Annotated in this window: 21 protein-coding genes and 1 tRNA gene; 13 read left to right on the top strand and 9 right to left on the bottom strand. The window is 65.2% G+C overall.

The features are described 5' to 3' along the window. The first annotated feature begins 8 nt into the window (after nucleotides 1-8). From ccmE to EUV02_RS12475, 5 genes are read left to right on the top strand one after another with little or no spacing between them, the layout of a single operon-like run. Nucleotides 9-446, top strand: coding sequence for a cytochrome c maturation protein CcmE (gene ccmE / locus EUV02_RS12495; RefSeq protein ID WP_135247003.1), 438 nt, complete (start codon nucleotides 9-11; stop codon nucleotides 444-446). Beyond that, the gene (locus EUV02_RS12490; RefSeq protein WP_135246627.1) at nucleotides 443-2380 is read left to right on the top strand and encodes a heme lyase CcmF/NrfE family subunit; all 1938 of its coding nucleotides are present in this window, start codon (nucleotides 443-445) and stop codon (nucleotides 2378-2380) included. Before ccmE ends, EUV02_RS12490 begins: the two co-directional genes overlap by 4 nt. After that, complete coding sequence (locus EUV02_RS12485) at nucleotides 2377-2940, top strand: DsbE family thiol:disulfide interchange protein (RefSeq protein ID WP_207790186.1); 564 nt, start codon at nucleotides 2377-2379, stop codon at nucleotides 2938-2940. The genes EUV02_RS12490 and EUV02_RS12485 overlap by 4 nt, the downstream gene beginning before the upstream one ends. Next, on the top strand, nucleotides 2937-3356 hold the full coding sequence (locus tag EUV02_RS12480) for a cytochrome c-type biogenesis protein (RefSeq protein ID WP_135246626.1): 420 nt from the start codon (nucleotides 2937-2939) through the stop codon (nucleotides 3354-3356). Before EUV02_RS12485 ends, EUV02_RS12480 begins: the two co-directional genes overlap by 4 nt. Further along, complete coding sequence (locus tag EUV02_RS12475) at nucleotides 3353-3994, top strand: tetratricopeptide repeat protein (protein WP_135246625.1); 642 nt, start codon at nucleotides 3353-3355, stop codon at nucleotides 3992-3994. Before EUV02_RS12480 ends, EUV02_RS12475 begins: the two co-directional genes overlap by 4 nt. Nucleotides 3995-4199: 205 nt before the next feature. Here the strand turns inward: EUV02_RS12475 and EUV02_RS12470 are convergent, their stop codons facing one another. Next, nucleotides 4200-6812 carry a TonB-dependent receptor gene (locus EUV02_RS12470; RefSeq protein WP_135246624.1) on the bottom strand — a complete coding sequence of 871 codons (2613 nt, stop codon included), beginning with the start codon at nucleotides 6810-6812 and terminating at the stop codon, nucleotides 4200-4202. 179 nt (nucleotides 6813-6991) lie between these two features. Between EUV02_RS12470 and EUV02_RS12465 the strand changes: the two genes are divergently transcribed. Genes EUV02_RS12465 through EUV02_RS12455 form a run of 3 tightly spaced genes read left to right on the top strand, consistent with a single transcriptional unit; the run spans nucleotide 6992 to nucleotide 8989 of the window. Continuing rightward, nucleotides 6992-7795 (top strand): glucose 1-dehydrogenase, encoded by an 804-nt coding sequence (locus EUV02_RS12465; protein ID WP_135246623.1) that lies wholly within the window; start codon nucleotides 6992-6994, stop codon nucleotides 7793-7795. Nucleotide 7796: 1 nt separating this feature from the next. Further along, the gene (locus EUV02_RS12460; RefSeq protein WP_207790185.1) at nucleotides 7797-8540 is read left to right on the top strand and encodes a sulfite exporter TauE/SafE family protein; all 744 of its coding nucleotides are present in this window, start codon (nucleotides 7797-7799) and stop codon (nucleotides 8538-8540) included. A 38-nt stretch (nucleotides 8541-8578) separates the two neighbouring features. Beyond that, nucleotides 8579-8989, top strand: a complete 411-nt coding sequence (locus EUV02_RS12455) for a hypothetical protein (RefSeq protein ID WP_135246622.1) — start codon at nucleotides 8579-8581, stop codon at nucleotides 8987-8989. Here the strand turns inward: EUV02_RS12455 and EUV02_RS12450 are convergent. From EUV02_RS12450 to EUV02_RS12440, 3 genes are read right to left on the bottom strand one after another with little or no spacing between them, the layout of a single operon-like run. Further along, the gene (locus EUV02_RS12450) at nucleotides 8986-9396 is read right to left on the bottom strand and encodes a GFA family protein (RefSeq protein WP_135246621.1); all 411 of its coding nucleotides are present in this window, start codon (nucleotides 9394-9396) and stop codon (nucleotides 8986-8988) included. The two genes, EUV02_RS12455 and EUV02_RS12450, sit on opposite strands and share 4 nt — an antisense overlap. Continuing rightward, nucleotides 9393-9833, bottom strand: a complete 441-nt coding sequence (locus tag EUV02_RS12445) for an ABA4-like family protein (protein WP_135246620.1) — start codon at nucleotides 9831-9833, stop codon at nucleotides 9393-9395. The genes EUV02_RS12450 and EUV02_RS12445 overlap by 4 nt, the downstream gene beginning before the upstream one ends. After that, nucleotides 9833-12190, bottom strand: a complete 2358-nt coding sequence (locus EUV02_RS12440; protein WP_135246619.1) for an FtsK/SpoIIIE family DNA translocase — start codon at nucleotides 12188-12190, stop codon at nucleotides 9833-9835. Before EUV02_RS12440 ends, EUV02_RS12445 begins: the two co-directional genes overlap by 1 nt. A gap of 413 nt (nucleotides 12191-12603) precedes the next feature. On the opposite strand from EUV02_RS12440, the gene EUV02_RS12435 reads away from it, so the two are divergent. After that, nucleotides 12604-13830 carry a UbiH/UbiF/VisC/COQ6 family ubiquinone biosynthesis hydroxylase gene (locus EUV02_RS12435; protein WP_135246618.1) on the top strand — a complete coding sequence of 409 codons (1227 nt, stop codon included), beginning with the start codon at nucleotides 12604-12606 and terminating at the stop codon, nucleotides 13828-13830. 42 nt (nucleotides 13831-13872) lie between these two features. On the opposite strand, the gene EUV02_RS12430 is transcribed toward EUV02_RS12435, so the two are convergent. The 4 genes from EUV02_RS12430 to trxA are packed head-to-tail and all read right to left on the bottom strand — an operon-like array spanning nucleotide 13873 to nucleotide 16187. Continuing rightward, nucleotides 13873-14415 carry a hypothetical protein gene (locus tag EUV02_RS12430; RefSeq protein WP_135246617.1) on the bottom strand — a complete coding sequence of 181 codons (543 nt, stop codon included), beginning with the start codon at nucleotides 14413-14415 and terminating at the stop codon, nucleotides 13873-13875. 22 nt (nucleotides 14416-14437) lie between these two features. Then, nucleotides 14438-14626: a Trm112 family protein gene (locus EUV02_RS12425; RefSeq protein ID WP_135246616.1), complete on the bottom strand. Its 189-nt coding sequence runs from the start codon at nucleotides 14624-14626 to the stop codon at nucleotides 14438-14440. Next, nucleotides 14623-15285: an LON peptidase substrate-binding domain-containing protein gene (locus EUV02_RS12420; protein WP_135246615.1), complete on the bottom strand. Its 663-nt coding sequence runs from the start codon at nucleotides 15283-15285 to the stop codon at nucleotides 14623-14625. The genes EUV02_RS12425 and EUV02_RS12420 overlap by 4 nt, the downstream gene beginning before the upstream one ends. Further along, complete coding sequence (trxA, locus tag EUV02_RS12415; RefSeq protein ID WP_135246614.1) at nucleotides 15282-16187, bottom strand: thioredoxin; 906 nt, start codon at nucleotides 16185-16187, stop codon at nucleotides 15282-15284. The genes EUV02_RS12420 and trxA overlap by 4 nt, the downstream gene beginning before the upstream one ends. A gap of 219 nt (nucleotides 16188-16406) precedes the next feature. Here trxA and EUV02_RS12410 point away from each other — a divergent pair. The 4 genes from EUV02_RS12410 to EUV02_RS12395 all read left to right on the top strand — a co-directional run bounded on the left by EUV02_RS12410 (nucleotide 16407) and on the right by EUV02_RS12395 (nucleotide 20391). After that, nucleotides 16407-16481, top strand: a tRNA-Gly gene (locus tag EUV02_RS12410). Between the two features lie 141 nt (nucleotides 16482-16622). Then, nucleotides 16623-17357 (top strand): type I pantothenate kinase, encoded by a 735-nt coding sequence (locus tag EUV02_RS12405; RefSeq protein WP_135246613.1) that lies wholly within the window; start codon nucleotides 16623-16625, stop codon nucleotides 17355-17357. A 397-nt stretch (nucleotides 17358-17754) separates the two neighbouring features. Beyond that, entirely contained in the window at nucleotides 17755-19269 is a 1515-nt protein-coding gene (locus tag EUV02_RS12400) for an NAD(P)/FAD-dependent oxidoreductase (protein WP_135246612.1), read from the top strand. A gap of 3 nt (nucleotides 19270-19272) precedes the next feature. Further along, nucleotides 19273-20391, top strand: coding sequence for a glycosyltransferase family 2 protein (locus tag EUV02_RS12395; RefSeq protein WP_135246611.1), 1119 nt, complete (start codon nucleotides 19273-19275; stop codon nucleotides 20389-20391). On the opposite strand, the gene EUV02_RS12390 is transcribed toward EUV02_RS12395, so the two are convergent. Next, on the bottom strand, nucleotides 20288-21793 hold the full coding sequence (locus tag EUV02_RS12390) for a hypothetical protein (RefSeq protein ID WP_135246610.1): 1506 nt from the start codon (nucleotides 21791-21793) through the stop codon (nucleotides 20288-20290). The genes EUV02_RS12395 and EUV02_RS12390 overlap by 104 nt on opposite strands. Nucleotides 21794-21966: the final 173 nt, after the last annotated feature.

Genomic DNA, 21966 nt, shown 5'->3' with positions numbered 1-21966 from the left:
AACCGGGCATGAAGCCCAAACACCAGCGGCTCGTGCTGCTCGGGCTGGCGCTCGCCGCGATGGCCGGCGCGCTGGCGCTGGGGATTTCGGCACTTGGCACCAGCGCCACCTATTTCTACGCCCCCAGCGACGTGTTCGCGCACGCCCCGGCGCCCGGCGAGGCGATCCGCCTTGGCGGGCTCGTGCAAAAGGGCAGCGTCCAGCGCCTGCCCGACGGACTGACGCTGGCGTTCCGCGTCACCGACAACGCGCGCGACGTGCCGGTGCGCTACACCGGGATCGTCCCCGACCTGTTCCGCGAAGGCCAGGGTGTCATCACCGAAGGCCATTTCGACGCGCAGGGCACCTTCATCGCGACCAGCGTGCTCGCCAAGCACGACGAAAAATACATGCCGCCCGAAGTCGCGGGATCACTGCACAAGGTGCAAGGCAAGGTCACTTCATGATCGTTGAACTGGGTCACGCGGCGCTGTGGCTGGCGGCGGCATTCGCGCTGCTGCAGGCGCTTGCGCCGTGGCTGCGCGCGCCCGCCGATGATGCCGAGCGCTGGACCGGTCTCGCGGTGCCGGCCGCACTGGCACAGGCGCTACTTGTCAGCCTGGCGTTCGGGTCGCTGGTCTGGGCATTCGCGACGAGTGACTTTTCGGTCAAGCTGGTCGCCGAAAACAGCCACACGATGAAACCGATGCTGTACAAATTGAGCGGCGTCTGGGGGAATCACGAAGGCTCGATGCTGCTCTGGATTCTGGTGATGGCAGTGGCGGGCGCCGCGGTGTCGCTCGCCGACAGCCCGCTCGGTGACCGCTTCCGCGCGCTGGTGCTGTCGATGCAGGGCATCATCGCGCTGGGCTTTTACGCCTTCCTGCTCGCCGCCTCGAACCCGTTCGCGCGGCTGGCGATTGCGCCGACACAGGGCAACGGCCTCAACCCGCTGCTGCAGGACCCCGGCCTCGCGTTCCATCCGCCGATGCTCTACGCCGGCTATGTCGGGCTGTCGGTAGCGTTCGCGTTTGCCGTGGCAGCTTTACTCGAACGCCGCGTCGGCCCGGCCTGGGCGGCGGCGGTGCGGCCCTGGGTGCTGGCAGCGTGGGCGGCACTGGGCTGCGGCATCACGCTCGGCAGCTGGTGGGCCTATTACGAGCTCGGCTGGGGCGGCTACTGGTTCTGGGACCCGGTCGAAAACGCCTCGCTGATGCCGTGGCTTGCCGCGACCGCGCTGCTGCATTCGGTGGCGGTGCTGGCCAAGCGCGACGCACTGCGCAACTGGACGATCCTGCTCGCCGTCGTCGGCTTCTCGCTGTCGATGATCGGTACCTTCGTGGTGCGTTCGGGGCTGCTGACGTCGGTGCATGCGTTCGCCGTCGATCCGGCGCGCGGTGCCTTTCTGCTGGTGCTGCTGGCGCTGTATATCGGCGGCGCGTTGCTGCTTTATGCACTGCGCGCTTCGACCGTTGCGGTCGGCGAAGGCTTTGCCCCCGTCAGTCGTGAAGGCGCGCTGGTCGCCAACAATCTGCTGCTCGCCGCGGGCCTGGGCGTGGTGTTTGTCGGCTCGGGCTATCCGCTGCTCGTCGATGTGCTGGGCGTCGGCCCGATTTCGGTCGGCCCGCCATATTTCAACGCGACGTTTGGCCCGCTGATGATCCCGCTGGTGCTGCTGATGGCGGTCGGGCCGTTCCTCACCTGGGGCGCAGCGCGCACCGACAAGCTCGCGCGCAAACTGGCGGTGCCGGGCCTGCTCGCGGTCGCTCTGGCGCTCTATGCGTTCGCCGTCTGGGATGTGCGCGCGGCGTTCTCGCTGATCGGCTTTGCGCTGTCGGCGTGGCTCGGCGTCGCGACGCTCGCCATCCTGTGGGGCCGGATGCCGTGGCGCACGCCGCGTGCGACCTGGGGCATGGCGCTGGCGCATCTGGGTGTCGCGTTCACGCTGTTCGGCATCACCGCGAGCGGTGCGTTGACGCGCGAACTGCTGGTCAACCTGCGGCTCGGCGAAAGCGCCGAAGTCGCGGGCTATACGATGAAGCTGGTCGATGTCGCGCCGGTGGCGGGCGCCAACTGGACCGCGCTGGAGGCCACGCTCGACGTCTCGCGCGGCGGCCAGCCGCTGACGGTGCTGCACCCGCAGGCGCGCCTATACACCTCGCCGATGATGGACACCACCGAGGCGGCGATCCACACGCGCATCAACGGTGACCTGTACGCCGTGCTCGGCAAACCCGATGGTTCGGGCCGCTGGCAGCTGCATGTCTGGTGGAAGCCGTTCGTTATCTGGATCTGGGCGGGCGGGCTGATCATGGCGCTCGGCGGTGCGCTGTCGATGACGGCGCGTGCAAGTGCGCGACGCAGTGCAGCGCAGCCGGTCGGCGCTTTGGTGGCGGCATGACCGAGACACCCGAAACCCCCGCACGCAGCTGGCTGACGCGGCTGGCGATTTACGGCCCGCTGCTGCTGTTCGCGGTGTTCGTGGTATTCGTCGGTAGCCAGCTTGGCCGCGAAACGCGCGTCACCGTGACCTCGAAACTGATCGGCCAGCCGATGCCGGCGGTCAATCTGCCCGGGCTTGGCGGTGCGCCCGGCCTGACCAGCGCCGATTTCAAAACTGGCAAGCCGGTGCTCGTCAACGTCTTCGCGTCATGGTGCATCCCCTGCCGCGTCGAGGCGCCGCAACTGGCGCGGCTGACGGCGATGGGCGTGACGGTCAACGGCATCGCGGTGCGCGACGCCCCCGACGATGTCGCGGCGTTCCTGAAGACCAACGGCAATCCATTCACGCGCGTCGGGCTCGACAAGACCGGCCAGACACAGATTACGCTGGGATCGAGCGGTGTCCCTGAAACCTTCGTCATCGATGGCCGCGGCATCATTCGCTACCAGCACATCGGTGAAATCCGGCCCGAACACATCGCGCTGCTGATGGCCAAGCTGACCGAGGCCGGGCGATGAGGGCGCTTTTTCTGGCGCTGTTGCTGCTGTTCGCGGCGCCGCTGGCTGCTGACCCGACAATGCCACCGGCCGCGCTCGCCGACACGCCGCTGCCGGATGCGGCGCAGGAAGCCAAGGCGCAGGCGCTGATGCACGAACTGCGCTGCCTCGTCTGCCAGAACCAGTCGATTGCTGACAGCCATGCCGACATGGCCGGCGATATGCGCGCGCTGGTCCGCAGCAAGATTGCCGCTGGTGAATCACCCGACGAAGTCCGCGCCTGGCTGATCAAGCGCTACGGCGACTGGGTCAGTTTCAACCCGCCAACGCATGGCGCCGCACTTGGCCTTTGGCTGGCGCCGTTGCTGTTCCTTGGCGTCGGTCTGTTGCTGGCGCTGCGGCTGTTCCGGCGGCGCGGCTCGGAGACCAAAGCATGACCCCGCTGATCGTCACGCTGATTGCCGTAGTGCTGCTGGTGGCAGCGCTCGCCGGGCTGATGCTGCGCGGAAGCTGGCGGCAACGGCCGCGAGTGATAGCCGTACTTGGCGCCCTGACGCTCGGCGTCGTCGGCTATCTGGTCGCCGGGCGACCCGATTTGCCCGCCGTGCCGGCGCCACGCCCCGAAGCCGACCGCGATTCCACCACCGAATTCGAAGCCTCGCGGCAGGCGCTGCTCGCCAATTCGGGCGATGTCGGCGCGTGGCTGACCTTTGCCGATGCGCTGACCCGCGAAGGCCGCACCGAAGATGCCATCGATGGGCTGCAGGTCGCACTCAAGGCGATGCCCAACGATGCCGATTTGTGGGTCGGTCTGGGCCAGGCGATGATGATGCACGCCGGCGGCATGGTGACGCCCGCGGCGCGACTGGCATTCGACAATGCCGGCAAGCTCGCGCCCGAAAATCCGGCGCCGCGCTACTTCCTCGGGCTGGCGTGGCTGCAGGCCGGTGACGCCAAGTCGGCGCTGCGCGAATGGCAAGCGCTGCGTGCGGTCGCGCCGCCGAACGCGCCGTGGCTGCCCGACCTTGATGCGCGCATCAAGGCGGTGACCGCGATGATTGCAGCGGGGGGCTGAAGGCTTAAGAGCCTCCGGCGGGCAGGGACTTGTCCCTGCACCCATTAATTTCGGCAGCGCATCAGGAGCCAGCGGCGCGCTCTGTACACCCACACCAACAACCGGGTGCAGGCGTCACGCCTGCCCGCCGGAGGCCCTTTCAAACAAACAAAGGGCGCCCGCACCGAAGTGCGGACGCCCCTGATAGCTTGAGCTGCGCCGCGGCTTAGAAGCGCGTGCGGATCGTCGCGCCGAACAGGCGGGGTTCGGAAACGAAGTTGCCGAACAGCGTCGTTGCCGAGGCCGCGAGGCCCTTGGCGACGAGACCCTGCGAACTCGAACCCTGCACCGGCGTGTTGAACGTCACCTGGTTGTAGTTGACGTTGAACAGGTTCTGCGCCCAGAGTTCGAGCGACCAGCGATCCTTGGCGCCGTTGATGCCGATACGTGCATTGACGACGACAACACCCTGCGTTTCCTTTTCGGGGAACAGATCCGAACCCGAGTTAAAGCCCGACTGATAGCGGAAGTCGGCATAGGCGAGCGCGGTCATGTCGGTGCCGGGGATCGGCGGCGTCCACGTTGCCGAACCGGTCATGACATACTTGGGTGCGTTCGACAGGTTGGCACCGGGCAGCAGCGCCAGTGTCGGGTTAGGCAACACGGCGTTGGCGTTGGGGTTGCCCGGCGTTGCGACCAGCGGTGCCGAGCTGACGATCTGCTGGTCATACTTGGCGTCGGCATAGGTGAAGCCGCTGCTGACCTGGAAGGTGTCGGTCAGGTAGACGGCGGCTTCGAGTTCGATACCGCGCGTCGAAACGCCCGACTTCATGTTGTCCGGCGCGCACTGGCCGGTGTCGTTGAAGGCGTCGGCATTGAGGCCGTTCAGGTCGGTCTTGCAGGCCTGGATGTTGGCGACGATGAACGCCAGCCCGTTGAAGGTGTTGAGCTGGAAGCCGCTGAAGGTAGAGTAGAACAGCGCCGCGTTAAGGTTGAAGTTATGACCGTTGAACTTCGCGCCGAGTTCATAGGCGTTGACGGTTTCAGGCTCGAACTCGAGCTGCGAGATGTTCGGGCTGCCGGTGATCAGCGCCGCGCGGTCGAGGTTGTAACCGCCCGCCTTGTAGCCGCGCGCGTAGCTCGCATAGGTCATCAGCTGCTTGTTGAACTCATAGCTCACCACTGCAGTGCCCGACCAGGCGCCTTCGCTGATTTCGCCGCTGTAGATGCCGTTGACGCGACTGTTGATCGCGCAGGGCAGCGCGTTCAAGGCGCGGAACGGTGACGCCGAGATCGCCGTGCAGAAAGTGTTGTTGGCGAGCAGATTGGCATCGAGCGACTTGGTTTCGTGCGTGTAGCGGATACCGGCAGTCAGCGTCAGCTTGTCGGTGATGTTGAACTCGTCGTGGGTGAACAGCGCCCAGTTGTTCGAGTTCTGCGCATAGGTGTCCGACACGATGCCGGTGCCGTTCATCGACGGCTGGCCGAGGATCCTGCCGATCGTGTCATAGCTAAGCCCGGTCGCGGCAATCAGCCCGTTGGCATATTGCTGATACTGCTGACCGTACTTGAGGTCGTCAAATGTGTTGAGCTTTTCATTGGCGTAATAGCCGCCGACCAGCCAGTTGAGCTTGTTGTCAAAGGCCTCGCCCTGGAAGCGCAGTTCCTGGCTGAAGGTCTTGAACTCGTTGGTCGCCGCGGTGCGATACAGAATGTCGACATTGTTGAAGTCGGCGTCCTGGCCACGCGTCAGCTTCCAGTCGCGATAGGCGGTGATCGAGGTCATGTTGACCGCGCCGAACGTCCAGTCGATCTGGCCCGAAAAGCCCCAGTCGGTGACATCGGAATTGTAATTGCGGCCCGGGGTGATCGAGGTCTTCCGCGAATAGGGCGTATCGGTGATGATGCCGCCGAGCGCCGGGCTACGCAGCAGGTTGATGACCGCGTTGTTGCCGCTGATCAGCAGATTGCCCTGGGCGTCCTTGGTCGCGGTCTGCGCCGGGCTATAGTCCGAAGCGCAGCATTCTTCCGAACGGCTGGCATAGTCGCCGATGATCAGGATGCTGAGGTTGTCGTTGGGCTCGATGAGCACCTTGCCGCGCACCAGCCAGCGATCGCGGTTGTTGACGTCTTCGCCGTTGATGACGTTTTCGATGAAGCCATCGCGCTTGAAGAACACGCCGTCGACACGGGCAGCGACCTTGTCGGTGATGCCGCCGGTGACGCCGCCTTCAAGGCGAATGGCGTTGTAGTTGCCGTAGCTCGCTGCCGCGTAGCCGCCGATATCGAACTTGGGACGCAGCGTGGTGATGCTGATCAGACCGGCCGAGGCGTTACGGCCGAACAGCGTGCCCTGCGGACCGCGCAGCACTTCGATGCGTTCGACACCGCCGAGTTCGGACAGGCCGACGCCGGTGCGCGACCGGTAGACGCCGTCGATGAAGGTGGCGACCGAGCTTTCAAGACCGGGGTTTTCACCGACGGTGCCGATACCGCGGATACGCGCGGCGCCCGATGTTTCGGCCGAAGCCGACGAAACGAGTAGCGACGGCGAAAGCTGGTTGAGCGCACGGATATCGACCGCGCCCGAATTGCGCAGCTGGTCGCCGGTGACGGCGGACACGGCGATCGGCACTTCGCTCAGCGTCTGGCTGCGCTTGGTGGCGGTGATGATGATGTCGCCCTGGTAGTTGCCGGTGCTGGCACTACCGGTATCTGCGTCCTGTGCGTCGGTTGGCCGCGACGAATTGGTCGCCGGCGCGTCGCCGGCAGTCGATTGCGCCAATGCCACACCCGGCATGGCAAGCAGACACACCGACATCAAAAGAATACGCTTCATGATCTTCTCCCCTGGAACTGCGTGACCAGCGTAACCACTGGTTGTTGCGGCAACGATTACGTTAACGCCAGCAGGCGGGCAAGGCGTCGACATTGTCGCGGCGGTTGACGTAAACGGCAGTGTTGCCCGCCAGCATCACTTGAACCGGCTTGCCTCGCGTCTTCACCATGGCCATGGTCATGCAGAAACAACCTTGGCGGAGAGCAACAGTGGCACGATTGGCAGGCAAGATCATTCTGGTAACCGGCGCGGCATCGGGGCTGGGCGCCGCCATGTCGACGAAGTTCATCGCCGAGGGCGCGCGGGTGCTGCTCACCGACATCAACGCTGCCGGCGCCGCTGCCAAGGCCGCCGAGCTTGGCGCCAATGCCGCGTCGTTCGGCCATGACGTCACCGATCCGGCGCAGTGGGAAGCCGCACTGGCGTTTGCCGAGGCAACCTTCGGCGGACTGCACATCCTGGTCAACAATGCCGGCGTCGGCGACGGCGGCACCGTCGAGGAAACCACTTTCGAAACCTGGCACAAGGTGCATCGCATCGATCTCGACAGCGTGTTCTACGGCTGCAAGCTGGCGCTGCCGCTGATGGCGGCCACTTGCGCGCGCGACAACCAGCATGGCTCGATCCTCAACATCAGTTCGATCGCCGGGGTCATCGCCGGCCACAATATGGCGGCTTATAACTCAGCGAAGGCCGGTGTGCGGCACCTGACCAAGTCGGTGGCGCTGCACTGCGCCAAGCGCCGCTACAACATCAACTGCAACTCGATCCATCCGGTGTTCGTCGATACGCCGATCCTGAACAATCTCACCGGCGCGATGGGCCGCGAGGAGGGCCTCGCCAAGCTTGGCCGGCAAGTGCCGCTCGGCCGTGTCGGCGAGCCCGACGATATCGCCTGGGGCGCTGTGTATCTCGTGTCGGACGAGGCGAAGTTCGTCACCGGGCACGGGTTGTTCATCGACGGCGGCATTTCGGCGCAATAGCGTGGCGCTGACCTTCCTGTTGCTGTTTGGCGCCGGGCTGTGGGCGGGCGTGCAGAACGCGCTCGCCGGCGGCGGCTCGTTCGTGACCTTGCCGGCGCTGATCTTTGCCGGTCTCGACCCGCGGCTGGCGAACATTACCTCGACGGTGGCGCTGTTTCCCGGTCAGGTGACGACGGGCTACGCTGGCCGGTCGCTGGTGGCGAATGCCGAACGGCTGTCGTTCAAGGCGATGGCGATCATCACGTTGATCGGCGGCGTCGCCGGGGCGTTCCTTCTGCTGCAGACGCCCTCAAAGGTGTTTGCCGCGATGGTGCCGTGGCTGGTGCTTGGTGCCACCGGGCTGTTTGCGTGGAGCAGCTTCGGCCCGAAGCCGCACGCGCAAAGCGTGCCGCCGCCGGCATGGGTTTCGGGGCTGATCCAGGCCGCGATCGCCATCTACAGCGGCTTTTTCGGCGGCGGCGCCGGCATCATGACACTCGCCGCGCTGACGCTGGCACGCATGCCGGTGCGCAATGCCGCGGGCACCAAGAACGTGCTGGTATCGCTGTCGAACTTCACCGCGACATTGGTGTTCGTGTTCTCTGGCGCGGTGGCATGGGGCTATGCGCTGGCGATCGGCAGCGGCTCGATGCTCGGCGGCTACCTCGGCGCGCATGCCTTGAAACGGGTGCCGGTCATGGTGCTCAAGGTCGGCGTCGTGGTCATCGGCATCGCACTGACCATCGGGCTGTTTCTGCGCGGCTGAAAAGCGTATCGTCCATTGCGTTGCCTGGGGAGGGAGCGATGACAGTTCGAACACCGTGGCACCTTTGGGCCGTCGGCATCGTGGCGGTGCTGTGGAACGGCATGGCGGCTGTCGATTTTACCGCCACCGCAACGCAGTACGAGCCTTATATGGAAAGCGTCGCGCAGGCGGTGAAGGACCATGTCTATTCGCTACCGACGTGGACCTTCGCGGTCTGGGGCATCGCGACCTGGGCGGGATTGCTCGGCAGCCTGTTGTTGCTGCTGCGCCGCGCCTCGGCAGTTTCGTTGCTGGCGCTGTCGCTGGCGGGGGCGGCGGGGATGCTGCTGGTCGCGTTCATTTACCCGGCACCAGGCGGCAGCATCGGTCTGCCCGCCGGAATCGTCGCGGTCGCGGCGTTGTTGCTGGTTTACGCGGTGGCGATGCGAAGCCGCGGCGTGCTGGCCTAGTCCGGCATCGCTTCGAAAACGCTGAGACCAGCCGGCAGCGGCGCCCAGACCGGCCGGTCACGGTTGAAGATGACAATCTGTGGCACGAAAACCGCCGGGTCATCGAGCGAGCCGGCATAGATGGTGTGATCGGTGTCGGTGCCGACGATGCCGCCAAACACCAAGCTGCCGCAGACGGGGCAGAAGTTGCGCACCGCGTCGCTCCCACGCGCCGACTTGGAGACATATTGCCGGGCTGCGCCGCTGAACGTCAGCGCGCTGCTGGAAAATCCCATGAAGCCGATGCCCGCGCCGCCCGAGGCTTTGCGGCAATCAGCGCAAAAGCACAGACCGGCGTTGTCGGGCACGCCCGCTGCGGCATAACGCAGCCCGCCACACAGGCAACCACCGGTGGTGACATGGCTCAAGCCAGGCGCGCCGGTTTACCGATGGTGGCGCGCAGCAACAGGTAGAGCAGCAACCCGACCGGCCCCGCCATCAACGTGAAGAACAGGCACGGCAGCACCAGCCAGTGCGCAATGCCGTGGGCGCCCGCATTTTCGACTTCCCAGCTGCCGACGAAAAGGTCGAACGCCAGATAGTGCACCCAGCCGGCGAGCAGCGCGCCGCGCGCCGAAAACAGTAGCGACACACCTTCGAGGCTGCCGAACCCCGCCCCCGCCGGCGCGCCCGGTCCCGCCAGCAGCGCATGGGCGAGCAGGCTGGCATAGCCGCCGCACAACAGTGCCACGACAATACGCGCGCCGCGTACCAGCAATTTGCGGTTGAACGGCGCCAGCACCAGCAGCAGCCAACCAAGCATGGCAACACCGCTGGCGATGCTGAATATCTGTTCCAAAGGCATCAGATCCGCTCCCCGCTGCCGTCGATCAACACCTCGCGGCGTCCGACATGGTCGGCGGCGCCGACATAGCCGTCCTTTTCCATCTGCTCGATCAGCCGTGCGGCGTTGTTATAGCCGATGCGCAATTGGCGCTGGATGTAGCTGGTCGAGGCCTTCTGGCTTTCGGCGACGACACGGATGGCCTTTTGATACAGGTCGGCTTCCTCGTCGCCACCCTTGCCGCCGACATCGAGGCCGAAGCCGCCTCCGGGGCCGTCGTCGTCGGGCTCCTCGGTGACAGCTTCGAGATATTCGGGATGGCCTTGCGTGCGCCAATGGTCGGCAACCGCCTCGACTTCCTCGTCGCTGACGAACGGCCCGTGAACGCGCACGACCTGCTTGCCGCCGGGCATGTAGAGCATGTCGCCCTTGCCGAGCAGCTGCTCGGCACCCTGTTCACCCAGGATGGTGCGGCTATCGATCTTGCTGGTGACGGCAAAGCTGATGCGCGTCGGCAGATTGGCCTTGATGACGCCGGTGATGACATCGACCGACGGGCGCTGCGTCGCCATAATCAGGTGGATGCCCGCCGCGCGCGCCTTTTGCGCGAGGCGCTGGATCAGGAATTCGACTTCCTTGCCTGCGGTCATCATCAAGTCGGCAAGCTCGTCGACGACGATGACGATCAACGGCAACGGCTCGAATTCAAGCCGCTCGACCTCGTAGATCGGCGTGCCCGATTCCTGGTCGTAACCGGTGTGGACCTTGCGCTCGAACGGCTTGCCGCTGACCTTCGCTTCACGGACGCGCTGGTTGAAACCCGACAGCGAGCGCACATTGATGCTCGCCATCATGCGATAGCGGTCCTCCATCTGCTCGACCGCCCATTTGAGCGCGCGGATTGCCTTCGCCGGCTCGGTCACCACCGGCGCCAGCAGGTGCGGGATACCGTCATAGACCGACAGTTCGAGCATCTTCGGATCGATCATGATCATCCGGCACTGTTCGGGCGATAGCCGGTACAGCAACGACAGGATCATGCAGTTGAGCCCGACCGACTTGCCCGAGCCGGTGGTGCCGGCAATCAGCAGATGCGGCATCGGCGACAGGTCGGCGATGACCGGATCACCGGCAATGTTCTTGCCGAGCACCAGCGGCAGGCTGGCGTTCTGGTCATCGAACGCAGCAGAGCCGAGCATTTCAGCCAGATAGACGGTCTCGCGGCGGTTGTTCGGCAGCTCGATGCCGATAACGTTGCGGCCGGCGACCACGGCGACGCGCGCCGACAGCGCGCTCATCGACCGCGCAATGTCATCTGCCAGCCCGATGACGCGGCTCGCCTTGATTCCTGCTGCGGGTTCGAGTTCGTACATGGTGACCACGGGGCCGGGGCGGACTTCGCCGATGCGGCCCTTGACCCCGAAATCTTCGAGCACCGATTCGAGCAGTCGGGCATTCTGTTCAAGCGCGGCAGCGTCGATGCGCGCGCCCTGCGATTTGGGCGCCGGTGTCAGCAACGCCAGCGCCGGCAGCACATAGCGGTCGCGCAGGTCGAGCCCCGGCTGGCGGTCTTTCTCGGCGCGCTTGGTCGATGCAGGCGCCGGCTTGGCGGCAACGATTGTCGTGCGCGGTGCTGCGGCGGTTTCGGCGGTGACCGGTTCGACATCGTCGTCCGCTTCACGCACTGCACGCGGCCGCCGCACGATTGCAGCGGGCTCGTCGTCGGCGTCATCGGCCGGTTTGCGTCGCAGCAGCCGCAGCAGCGCGCCGCCGTCGCCTAGTGTCAGCCCCGAACCCCAAATCAACAGCCCGACGGCGGTCAGCCCGAGCAGCAGCGCCGCCAGCAGCGCCACCGAAACTTCAGCGAGCCACGCCGTTTCGCCGGCAATCGCGATCAGTCGCGCAGCAATCAAGCCGACGATGCCGCCGGCCCCTGAAGGCAGCCGCACATCGGGACCCGGTAGCGCGATCCCGAGCGTTGCAGCGAGAGCCAGTATGCCAAACAGGCTCGCCAGCAGCATCCGGCGCCACGGTGCCAAACCGCGTCCGAGCAGCTGCCGGACACCGGCCACCGCCAGCGGCGGCACCAGCGCGGCGGCTGCGTAGCCGAACAGTTGCAGCGCCAGGTCGGCAAACCACGCGCCCGGCACACCCGCCAGATTGCCGGCGGGGCGCGACGTGACGGTGTTGAGCGACGGGTCGAGCGCACTGTAGCTGATCAGCGCGGCGGCCAGCGCCAGCGCCAGGGCGAGTAGCGCGACACCGGAAATGATGCGGCCAGTGGCGCGCAACGCACTTGTGGCGCGCGCCACGATCCCGCGTGAGCCGGTGGTTTCGCTGCTGGAGCCGCGGCGTGCGCCGGCGGCGGTACTCGCCATGTGTCAGTCCCCATGCGCCCACCGGCGGGCCCGAGACGGGCCTCAACACCGGTCGATGCTGCGCAGACGATGCCGTCTGGCGCCGAATCGGTCAAGGTTGGACGCTGACGCTTGCGACGAAATCTGGGGACGAAAAGCGGCCGGAAGCATTGCCTCCGGCCGTAAGTCGCAGAAGGTTCACCATGAACCCCGATTGGCGCAGGAACCCGAAGGGCACCCGCATTGTCCCATTCAATTATCGTGCCAGTTGCGATTGCCGGTGTCGCAGCGCATGGCCTATGCAACGGACCCGGTGTCATTGCACAAAAATTAATCGTCGATTTCGACCAGCCTGAATTTTAGGCACCGTAAATGGCGGCAATTGAGACAATCCGCCGCTTCGCAGCCGCGCCTTGCAGCGCTATGAGGGGTGCATGCAAAGCGATGTCATCATTATCGGCGGTGGTCTGGTCGGCATGGCGCTGGCGCTGGCGCTCGACGCGCACGGCCTGACCAGCACGGTGGTCGATGCTGCCGATCTCGATGCAACGCTGGCACCGGGTTTCGACGGCCGCGCCTCGGCAATTGCCAGCGCCCCGGCGCGCATGCTGCGCGCCATCGGGCTGGGCCAGGTGCTCGACGACCATGGCTGCGCTATTAACCAGATCCGCGTCACCGACGGACTGTCACCGCTGCACCTGCATTTCGATGCGCGCACCGAAGGCGCAGCTGCCGACCCGCTCGGCTACATGCTCGAAAACCGGCTTCTGCGCGTCGCGCTGATGGCGGCTGCCAAACCCGCCAAGAACGTGTCGGTGTTTGCGCCGGCACGCGTTGCCGACATCAAGCGTGAAGCTACCGGCGCCACGGTGACGCTGGCCGATGGCACCGCGTTGCGCGCGCCGCTGGTGATTGCCGCCGACGGCCGCCGCTCGTCGGTGCGCGAAGGCGCCGGCATCCGCGTGTCGTCGTGGCGCTACCCGCAGACGGCGATCGTCACGATGATCGGCCACGAACGCCCGCACGACAGCATTGCGTTCGAACTCTTCTACCCCACCGGGCCGTTCGCCATTCTGCCGCTCACGGGCGTGCCGCAAGCGCCGAACCGCTCGGCGATTGTCTGGAGCATCGAAAACGAGGACGCGCCGGGCTACACCAAGCTCGGGCCGCGCGCGCTCGCTGCCGAAATCGACAAGCGCATTGGCGGCTTCCTCGGCAAGATCGAACTGATCGCGCCGTCATCATCCTATCCGCTGGGCTTCCACCACGCCGAAACCTACAGCGCCGAACGGCTGCTGCTGATCGGTGACGCCGCGCACGGTATCCACCCGATTGCCGGCCAGGGACTCAACATGGGGCTGCGCGATGTCGCGGCGCTGGCGCAGGTGCTGGTCGAAAGCGCCCGCCTCGGGCTCGATCTTGGCGCACCGGCGGTACTGGCACGCTATTCGGCATGGCGGCGCTTCGACAATTCGATGGTTGCCGGCGTCACCGACGCGCTCAACCGGCTGTTCGCGCTCAAGGGCCGCGGCCCGGCACTGGTCCGCCGCCTCGGCCTCGCCGGCGTCGAACGCATTGCGCCTCTGAAGGCGCGCTTCATGGCCGAAGCCCGCGGCGAAACCGGCGACTTGCCGGCGCTACTCCACGGCGAACTGGTCTAGGCTTCGGGTGCAGGGCCCACGGCCCTGCCTGCCGGCGGCGCTTCAGCCCTGCTTCGTCCCGAATACCTTGCTGAGGCCTTCCGGTTCGAGCAGCAGTACCTTCAACCGTTCCCAACCAATCGCCCGCGTGACTTCGCGGATGGCGAAATAGGGGATCATCGCCACGCCGAAAATGACGCTGGCGACCATTGCGGCCTGCAGCTGCGTGCTGTCGAGGGTGATAATTTCCGACAGCGACTTGTGATGAAACAGGCCGACGACCGCTTCCTCGAAGAAGTGGAAGGCGATGAAGAACCCCGAAAACGCCACCGACTTGGCGAGCACCGACACCAGCAGCGGGCGGTCGTCCGATTTTTGGCCGATGTGCATCCAGTTGCCGATCAGAATGACCTTGGCGAAAATCAGCGCGTTGAGCGCCGCGAGGCCGTAGCGGATTTCGACATCGCCATTTTTGGCGAGCAGGACATTGCCGTACAGGCGCAACATGCCGAACAGGATGAACAGGTAGAGGAATGCCCAGAACAAGGCAGTCATCTCGTGGTTGAACTTTTCCTTGCGGGTCTCGGGCTTGCCGGTCTCGCTCATTATTTCCCCCTCGCTCGCGCGCTCAATCGGTGATCTCGCGGGCCTCGCTGATCAACATGATCGGAATGCCATCGCGCACAGGATAGGCGAGTTTGGCGCTATCCGAAACCAGTTCTTGCGCGACGCGGTCATAGCGCAGCGGCGTGCGAGTCAGCGGGCAGACGAGGATTTCGACCAGCCGCGGATCGAGCTCGGGCGGATGCTCGCTCATTGCACTACCGGCCCGCCGTCGTCGCGGCCCGCGCCACCGAAGCCTTGCGCGAATGTCATCAGCGCCGTCAGCGTCGCGGCGCGCGACGGCAGATCGGGGGCTTCGAGCAGCGCCTGCTTTTCAACCGGTTCGAAGGGGCAGACGGCAGCCAGTGTGGTGACCAGCGATTCGTCATCGGCGCCGGTGACAGCTTCCCAATCGGCGCTGAGCCCATTGGCATCAAGATAGGTGCGCAGCGTTTCCTCGAGCGCCGCTCGCGCGGCGGCGTTGACTGCCACCGGCTCGGCCGCATCGGCGTCGAAGCCGTCATAATTGGCGACAATCTGGCGGTACGGCGTCACCACGTCGATCTCGCGCGCCACCTTGAAACGGCGCAGGCCAGTCAGTTCGATCAGCAGCCGGCCGTCGTCGGTTTCCTCGCATTCGGTGATGCGGCCGACGCAGCCGATGTCGAACAGCGCCGGCGGTTGCGTGCTGCGCGTTTTGGCGACACGCGGCTGCACCATGCCGATGAGCTTGGTGCCCGCGACGGCATCGCGCACCATCTTCAGATAGCGCGGTTCGAAAATGTTGAGCGGCATCACCCCGCGCGGCAGCAGCACCGCGCCGGCGAGCGGGAAGACCGGGATGACTTCGGGCAGCGCGTCGATATCGGTCATGCAAACAGCAGCGTTGAAAGCTTGCGACGCGTTGCCACAACCCAGGGGTCGGTCAGGCCGACGGCTTCGAACAGTGTCAGCAGCCGCGCGCGTGCGGCGCCGTCGCTCCACGTCGCATCGCGGCGGATGCTTTCGAGCAGCGCTTCGGCAGCGCCGTCACGGTCGCCGCGCGCCATCAGCCCGCCGGCGAGTTCGATGCGCAGCGCGTGATCGTCAGGGTTGGCGGCAACCTTCGCGGCTAAGCCGGCGAGGTCGGCGACCGGCGTGGCCTGCTCGGCGAGCGCCAGCGCGGCGCGGGCCTGCGCCAGCGTCGCATGCTTGGCATCGGCGGGCAGCGCCGCGAGCGCAGCACGCGCGCCGTCGAGGTCACCGAGCGCGACGCGGGCGCGTGCCAGTCCTGCAGCGAATTCGACACGGTCGGGCACTTCGGCAGCGAGCGCTGCGAACATCTGCTCGGCCTGCGGCGCTGCTCCTTCGGCCAGCGCGTCGGCGGCAGCTTGTGCCAGCGCCTCGATTTGGGCTGCAGCATCGGCTTCGGCGGGCGCCGCCGGGACCGCAGCAAGCAGCCGGTCGATGAAGGTCTTGAGCTCGCGTTCACCAAGCGCCCCGGCAAAGCCGTCGACCGGCTGGCCCTTCAGGAACGCATAGACGGTGGGAATCGATTCGATGCGGAACTGGCTGGCGAGCGTCTGGTTCTTGTCGACGTCGATCTTCACCAGCTGGACGCGGGGTGCATAGGTCGCGACGACGCGTTCGAGCAGCGGCGTCAGCGTCTTGCACGGCCCGCACCATTCGGCCCAGAAATCGACCAGAATCAGCGCGTTCATCGACGCGTCGATGACATCGGTCTTGAACGCCGCGATGCTGGCGCGTTCGGACTGGCTGGTGGCGAGGCTGGCCATGACGGGCTCCGTTCCGGGGAAGGTCGAGACGCGCATATGGGGCCGAACCCCCCGCTTTGCCAAGTCGCTTGAATGGGCGATAACGCCACGGCACGGCAAACGAACCCCGGATTTTGACGCAAAATTGCTGTCGGGCAGAGTTTTTGCGCTTGCACCCGGCGTCAGGGCTGCTTATAGCCCGGCCTCCCGAACGGACAGCAGTGCTGGACGTTCCGCCGAGCGGGCGTAGCTCAGGGGTAGAGCACGACCTTGCCAAGGTCGGGGTCGAGGGTTCGAATCCCTTCGCCCGCTCCATTTTTCAACACACCGTTGGAATGCCGCCTCCCTTCGGGGGGCGGCGCCACGCGTTCGTCTGGCTCCACGACCAAGCGACTCATTGGCCTAGCACGCACATTGCGGCACAATGACCGCGAGACGGGTCGATGAGGGACGCCAATGCCCAGCACTGACGCAATAGCCACCGATGCAGCCGATATTGCGGCGCGTCTGGTCGCAAGGGCCACGCCGGGCCGGCCGTTGCTGGTCGGGCTGACCGGTTCTGTGGCGGCGGGCAAGTCGGTACTGAGTGCGGCCATCAAATCGGCGCTCGATGCAACGCACCGCGTCGAGACCGTGTCGACCGACGGCTTCCTGCTCGACAATGCCACGCTCGATGCGCGTGGCCTGACGCTGCGCAAGGGCTATCCCGAGACGTATGATGCCGCAGCGCTGGTCGGCGCGTTGCAGCAGGTGCCGGTCGCGCCGACGCGATTTCCGGGCTATTCGCACCAGACCTATGATGTCGATCCGCAACTGGCGCGGACCATCGACCGGCCCGACATTCTGCTCGTCGAGGGCCTGGGGCTGTCACCCTTGCCCGGGGGCTATGACGCTGCCGACCAACTCGATGCGCTGATCTATCTCGACGCGCGCGAGGACGATCTCGAACACTGGTTCGTCGGCCGGTTCATCGGATTCTGGAAGCAGGCCGAAAACGACCCGACATCCTTCTATGCACAGTTCCGCGCGATGACCGAGCCTGACGCCGAAATCTTCGCGCGCAGCGTCTGGGAACGCATCAACCTGCCCAACTTGCGCGAGAACATCGTCCGGGCGCGCGCCCGTGCCGATATTGTTTTGAACAAGGCCCGCGACCATGCATTGACACTGGCGTTCACCCGTAAATTTTGATGCGTCGCAAGGCTCGAGTTTGGCGCCTTTCAACTTTTCGTCGCAGAAACCGTTTGTTGCAACGCGGCATTGCGGTTATTGAATTTACGCTTAGTTAATTTCTTGAGCCGCCGGATTGGCAATTGAGGGCGCAACATCGTGGGTAGGGGCATTTCGTCGCGACGGCGCTGGCTAGGTGTGGCGCCTGCACCTGTTGCGACGGCTGATTCAGCCGCGGCGAATACACTGCGTTTGCAATCGTCTACGCGCACAGCCCTGCCGCACACCGCCGGAACTGGCGGGTCGCCGGCTGTGACCTTTAGGCGCAATATCAATTTCCTGCTTCGCGAATCCCCGCTTTCTTGTATGAGCGCAGTTCGGGCAGCAACACTGTCAGATGGTGGGTTCGGAATTACTGATGTCGGTTGAAGCGAAACAGGGCGCGGAATCTGGCGGAAAGCTGACGGTGGGCATCATTGGTGGTGGCCCCGCTGGCTTGACCGCGGCATATGAATTGCAAAAGCGCGGGGCTGGCCGCGTGACGCCGATTGTCGTCGAGGCATCGGACCAGGTCGGCGGCATTTCGCGCACTGAAAGCTACAAAGGCTACCGCTTCGATATCGGCGGCCACCGCTTCTTCACCAAGGTCGGCGAAGTCGACGAATTGTGGCACGAAGTGCTCGGCGACAAGTTCGTCAAGCGTCCGCGCATGAGCCGCATCTATTATCAGGGCAAATACTACGCCTACCCGCTCAAGATCTTCAACGCGCTCGGCAACATGGGCCCGGTCGAATCGGTGCGCATCATGGCGAGCTATGCCTATTGGCAGGTGTTCCCGCACCGCGAAGAAGAAAATTTCGAGCAATGGGTGACCAACCGCTTCGGCGGCCGGTTGTTCAACCACTTCTTCCGGTCGTACACTGAAAAGGTCTGGGGTATTCCCTGCACCGAAATCCGTGCCGACTGGGCTGCACAGCGCATCAAGAACCTGTCGCTGGTCAAGGCCGTGCTCAACGCCGTCACCGGTGCCAATGACACAGCCAGCCTGATCGAGGAATTCAACTATCCGCCGCTCGGCCCCGGCCAGATGTGGGAAGCCTTCCGCGAATCGGTCATCGCCAAGGGCGGCCAAGTCCGCATGCAGACCGCCGCGACCAAGATCTTCCGCACCGGCATGCATGTCGATGCCATCGAGCTCAAGGATTGGTCGAACCCTGACGATGTCAAGGTCACGCGCCTCGAAGCCGACCAGTTCATCAACTCGATGCCGATCGTCGAGATGATCGAAGCAATGGATCCGCCCGCCCCCGCCCACATCCAGGCGGCCGCGAAGAAGCTCAAGTACCGCGACTTTCTGGTCGTAGCGCTGGTGCTCGACATCCCCGACCCGTTCCCGGACAACTGGATCTACATCCACAGCCCCGAAGTCAGCGTCGGCCGCATCCAGAACTTCCGGTCATGGTCCGAGGCGATGGTGCCCAACCCCAATCACGCCAGCATCGGCATGGAATTGTTCTGCCATGAAGGCGACGGGCTGTGGAACAGCTCGGATGCCGACCTCATTGCGCAGGCCGGCCGCGAGCTCGAATTCCTCGGCCTCGCCAAGGCGTCGAACATCATCGACGGCACCGTCATCCGCCAGCCCAAGGCCTATCCGGTCTATGACGGCGACTACCGCGCGGCGGTCGACACGCTGTCCGAATGGATCAACGAGTTCGATAACTTCCAGACCGTCGGCCGTAACGGCATGCACCGCTACAACAACCAGGATCATTCGATGCTGACGGCGATGCTCGCTGCGCGTATTATCCTCGGCGAGAAGCACGACATCTGGAACGTCAATGTCGAGCGCTCTTATCACGAGGAGTTCACCGTGGCGAAGCCGGGCCAGAGCACTTCAGACATGCCCCGCGCACTCGAGGCGGCGGAATAGGCCATGGCCAGCGCCGCGCCTCAGATGGTGGCGAAACGGACGCTGACGATTGTCATTCCGGCGTACAACGCCGAAGCGACTCTGGGCGACTGCCTGGCCGCAATCGCTGCCAGCGAGCGCAAGCCCGACGAGCTCATTCTCTACGACGACGGTTCATTCGATCGCACCGGTGAAATGGCGCGTGCGGCCGGCGCCATCGTGCTGCGCAACGACGGCCCGCCCGGTGGCCCGGCGGTCGGCCGCAACGCCGGTGTCGCGATTGCCAAGTCCGAACTGATTGTCTTCGTCGATGCCGACGTGTCGATCCACCCGACCGCGCTCGGCCGGCTCGAAGCTGCATTCATCAATGACCCGAAGATCAGCGCGGCGTTCGGTTCCTATGACGACCGGCCGCGCTCGCAGCGTTCGGCGGCGCTTTATGCCAATCTGCGCCATCACTTCGTCCATCAGGGCGGCGAGCGGCAGGCGACGACGTTCTGGGCCGGCCTTGGCGCCATCAAGGCCGATGTGTTTCGCGCCATCGGCGGCTTCGACGTGCGCTATGCCCGCCCCAGCATCGAAGACATCGAACTCGGCGTCCGGCTCAACCGTGCCGGCCACGCCATCGCGCTGGTCCCCGAAGCACTCGGCAAGCATTGCAAGGACTGGGGCAAGCGCCAGCTCTGGCGCACCGATATCATGAGCCGCGCGGTGCCGTGGACGCAGCTCATCGCTGCCGGCCGCACACAGGGTGCCGAACTCAACCTGGTCGGCACCGAGCGGCTGAAGTCGGTACTCGCGCATCTGTGCTGGCTGCTGCCGCTGGCCGCGATGGTTTTCCACTTCAACGCGCGGCTCGGCTTTCTCGATTCCAGCCCCTGGCATCTCGGGCGTTGGCTGCTGGGCTTCGGCGTGGCGAGCGGGTTCGCCTATGTATGGCTCAACCGCGAGTTTCTGGCGCTGCTCTACCGCGCCGGCGGGCTCAAGACGATGGTGCTCGGGCTCGGCCTGCACTGGATGTACCATTGCTACGCCAGCGTCACCTTTGCGCTGGTGATGCTGCGCCAGAAGCTGACGCCGTCGACGGTCGGGAACGCCGCGCCAGCCATAAACCCAATGCCACCACAGGCACCACCCAGATAACCCGGCTCTGGTAGCGACTGGTGATGCTCGACAGCGCACCGGTGACCATCGCATTGGCGACCAGCCCCGCCAGCAGCAACCGCAAAGTGCCCCATTCGACCGCCGTCAGGCTGCGCATGATTGCCACGATGTAACCGACTGCAATCGCCACCCCGCCATAGACCATGACTTGCCCGACCGGCCGCAGGTCAACCGGTTCGGGCGCGGCATGCGTCCGGAACTCGCCGTTCGGCAGTTGCACGATGACATAGCCGAAGCTGTTGTCCTCCAGCCCGAACCGGAAGAATTGCGTCACCGAATTGGCAATCGCCGAGCGGATCTGCACCCATGGATAGGCGCGCGTCGCATTGCGGACGATGGTCATTTCCTCGTTGCGCACCGCCTCCATTTGCGCCGGTGTCGCGGTCTTGACCAGCCCGTCATCGGCGAAGATCAGCTCGGGTCCACCACCGCCGGTGCGTTCGAAGAACGGGCAAACCGCCCAATGCTTTTCGCGGCAGGTCGCCTTGAGGTACCAGTTGCCCGGCCCGTCATCGATCGACTTGGCCAGCGCGAACGGCAACCGCTTGGGCGCCACGCTCGCCGAGCCGAAGCTGACAAACGACAGCGCCACCACCAGCACCAGCCCGGCAATATAGGGCACGACCACCCAGGCGAACCGGTCCCATGACCAGCGCGCCGTGCCGCGCCAGCGTTCGAACAGCAACTCCGCGACCGCGGCCGCCACCACCAGCCCGATGATGGGGATGTGGCTGGCATGCGCGGCGACCGCGAAGGTGACGACGCTTGCCACGCAAGCGCGCGCGACGCGTTGCCGGTGCAACGGCGCAAAGGTCAGGATGAGCAGCGCCAGAATCGCCGCGCCGGCAAAAATGTCGGGCATCGCGTAGCTGACAAACCACGGCGCCGAGGTTGCGGTCGCGACGAACAACGCCGCAATCGCCTCGTCTTCGGGTGACGCGCGCGGTGCGCGAATCCGCCAGAACGCCCAGATCAGCAACGTCACCACCAGCGCATTGACGGCAATCAGCACATGCATGCGGTAGCCCGGCGCCGAGGTCGCGGCGGCGAACAGGCTATAGGCGATGGCGCGAATCGACACGACGCTGTTGACGGGCGGCGCTTTCGGCGCCGGTGCCGCAGCGGCCGACCTTTCGTCCGCCGGCGTCAGCTTCGCGGCAAGCTTGTCGCGGGCAATCGCAAAGGCCTTGGTGCCGGTGCTCAGATAGCCGGCGCTGTCGAAGAAATACGCCGGGCGCTGCTGCACCATCGCGGGCCACAGCAGGGCAATTGCCAGCAGCAGCATCGACCCGAAAATCTGCAGCCGCGCGCGCGGCGTGCGCGCGGCCGGAACGGCAGGCGCTGGCGGTGCAATTGCAATCCGGGGTTCCAGTTTAGGCATCCTTGGTCGCTTTGCCACAAACACGGCGTCGCAAGCTATTCGCACAATGTCCGTAACGGTCGTAGTGCAAAGTTGCAGCAACGGCGCGCGGTCGTTAGCGCGATTGTCGTGCATTGTGGGCAAAATGCTGCACAAGCGAAGAATTGCGCTGACAACAGGGTGCCATTGTCACG

Source organism: Glacieibacterium arshaanense (assembly GCF_004681125.1).
GTDB lineage: Bacteria > Pseudomonadota > Alphaproteobacteria > Sphingomonadales > Sphingomonadaceae > Polymorphobacter_A > Polymorphobacter_A arshaanense.
The sequence above is the reverse complement of the archived record's forward strand: the minus strand, read 5'-3'. Positions and strand labels throughout refer to the sequence as shown.

Excerpts from the sequence above, each read along its gene's own strand:
- ccmE (WP_135247003.1), top strand. The coding sequence starts at position 9 with ATGAAGCCCAAACACCAGCGGCTCGTGCTGCTCGGGCTGGCGCTCGCC.
- EUV02_RS12405 (WP_135246613.1), top strand. The coding sequence starts at position 16,623 with ATGCCCAGCACTGACGCAATAGCCACCGATGCAGCCGATATTGCGGCG.
- EUV02_RS12445 (WP_135246620.1), bottom strand. The coding sequence starts at position 9,833 with ATGCCTTTGGAACAGATATTCAGCATCGCCAGCGGTGTTGCCATGCTT.
- EUV02_RS12430 (WP_135246617.1), bottom strand. The coding sequence starts at position 14,415 with ATGAGCGAGACCGGCAAGCCCGAGACCCGCAAGGAAAAGTTCAACCAC.
- EUV02_RS12455 (WP_135246622.1), top strand. The coding sequence starts at position 8,579 with ATGACAGTTCGAACACCGTGGCACCTTTGGGCCGTCGGCATCGTGGCG.
- EUV02_RS12490 (WP_135246627.1), top strand. The coding sequence starts at position 443 with ATGATCGTTGAACTGGGTCACGCGGCGCTGTGGCTGGCGGCGGCATTC.
- EUV02_RS12475 (WP_135246625.1), top strand. The coding sequence starts at position 3,353 with ATGACCCCGCTGATCGTCACGCTGATTGCCGTAGTGCTGCTGGTGGCA.
- EUV02_RS12400 (WP_135246612.1), top strand. The coding sequence starts at position 17,755 with ATGTCGGTTGAAGCGAAACAGGGCGCGGAATCTGGCGGAAAGCTGACG.
- EUV02_RS12440 (WP_135246619.1), bottom strand. The coding sequence starts at position 12,190 with ATGGCGAGTACCGCCGCCGGCGCACGCCGCGGCTCCAGCAGCGAAACC.
- EUV02_RS12420 (WP_135246615.1), bottom strand. The coding sequence starts at position 15,285 with ATGACCGATATCGACGCGCTGCCCGAAGTCATCCCGGTCTTCCCGCTC.
- EUV02_RS12390 (WP_135246610.1), bottom strand. The coding sequence starts at position 21,793 with ATGCCTAAACTGGAACCCCGGATTGCAATTGCACCGCCAGCGCCTGCC.
- EUV02_RS12435 (WP_135246618.1), top strand. The coding sequence starts at position 12,604 with ATGCAAAGCGATGTCATCATTATCGGCGGTGGTCTGGTCGGCATGGCG.
- EUV02_RS12425 (WP_135246616.1), bottom strand. The coding sequence starts at position 14,626 with ATGAGCGAGCATCCGCCCGAGCTCGATCCGCGGCTGGTCGAAATCCTC.
- EUV02_RS12480 (WP_135246626.1), top strand. The coding sequence starts at position 2,937 with ATGAGGGCGCTTTTTCTGGCGCTGTTGCTGCTGTTCGCGGCGCCGCTG.
- EUV02_RS12395 (WP_135246611.1), top strand. The coding sequence starts at position 19,273 with ATGGCCAGCGCCGCGCCTCAGATGGTGGCGAAACGGACGCTGACGATT.
- EUV02_RS12470 (WP_135246624.1), bottom strand. The coding sequence starts at position 6,812 with ATGAAGCGTATTCTTTTGATGTCGGTGTGTCTGCTTGCCATGCCGGGT.
- EUV02_RS12485 (WP_207790186.1), top strand. The coding sequence starts at position 2,377 with ATGACCGAGACACCCGAAACCCCCGCACGCAGCTGGCTGACGCGGCTG.
- EUV02_RS12465 (WP_135246623.1), top strand. The coding sequence starts at position 6,992 with ATGCAGAAACAACCTTGGCGGAGAGCAACAGTGGCACGATTGGCAGGC.
- trxA (WP_135246614.1), bottom strand. The coding sequence starts at position 16,187 with ATGGCCAGCCTCGCCACCAGCCAGTCCGAACGCGCCAGCATCGCGGCG.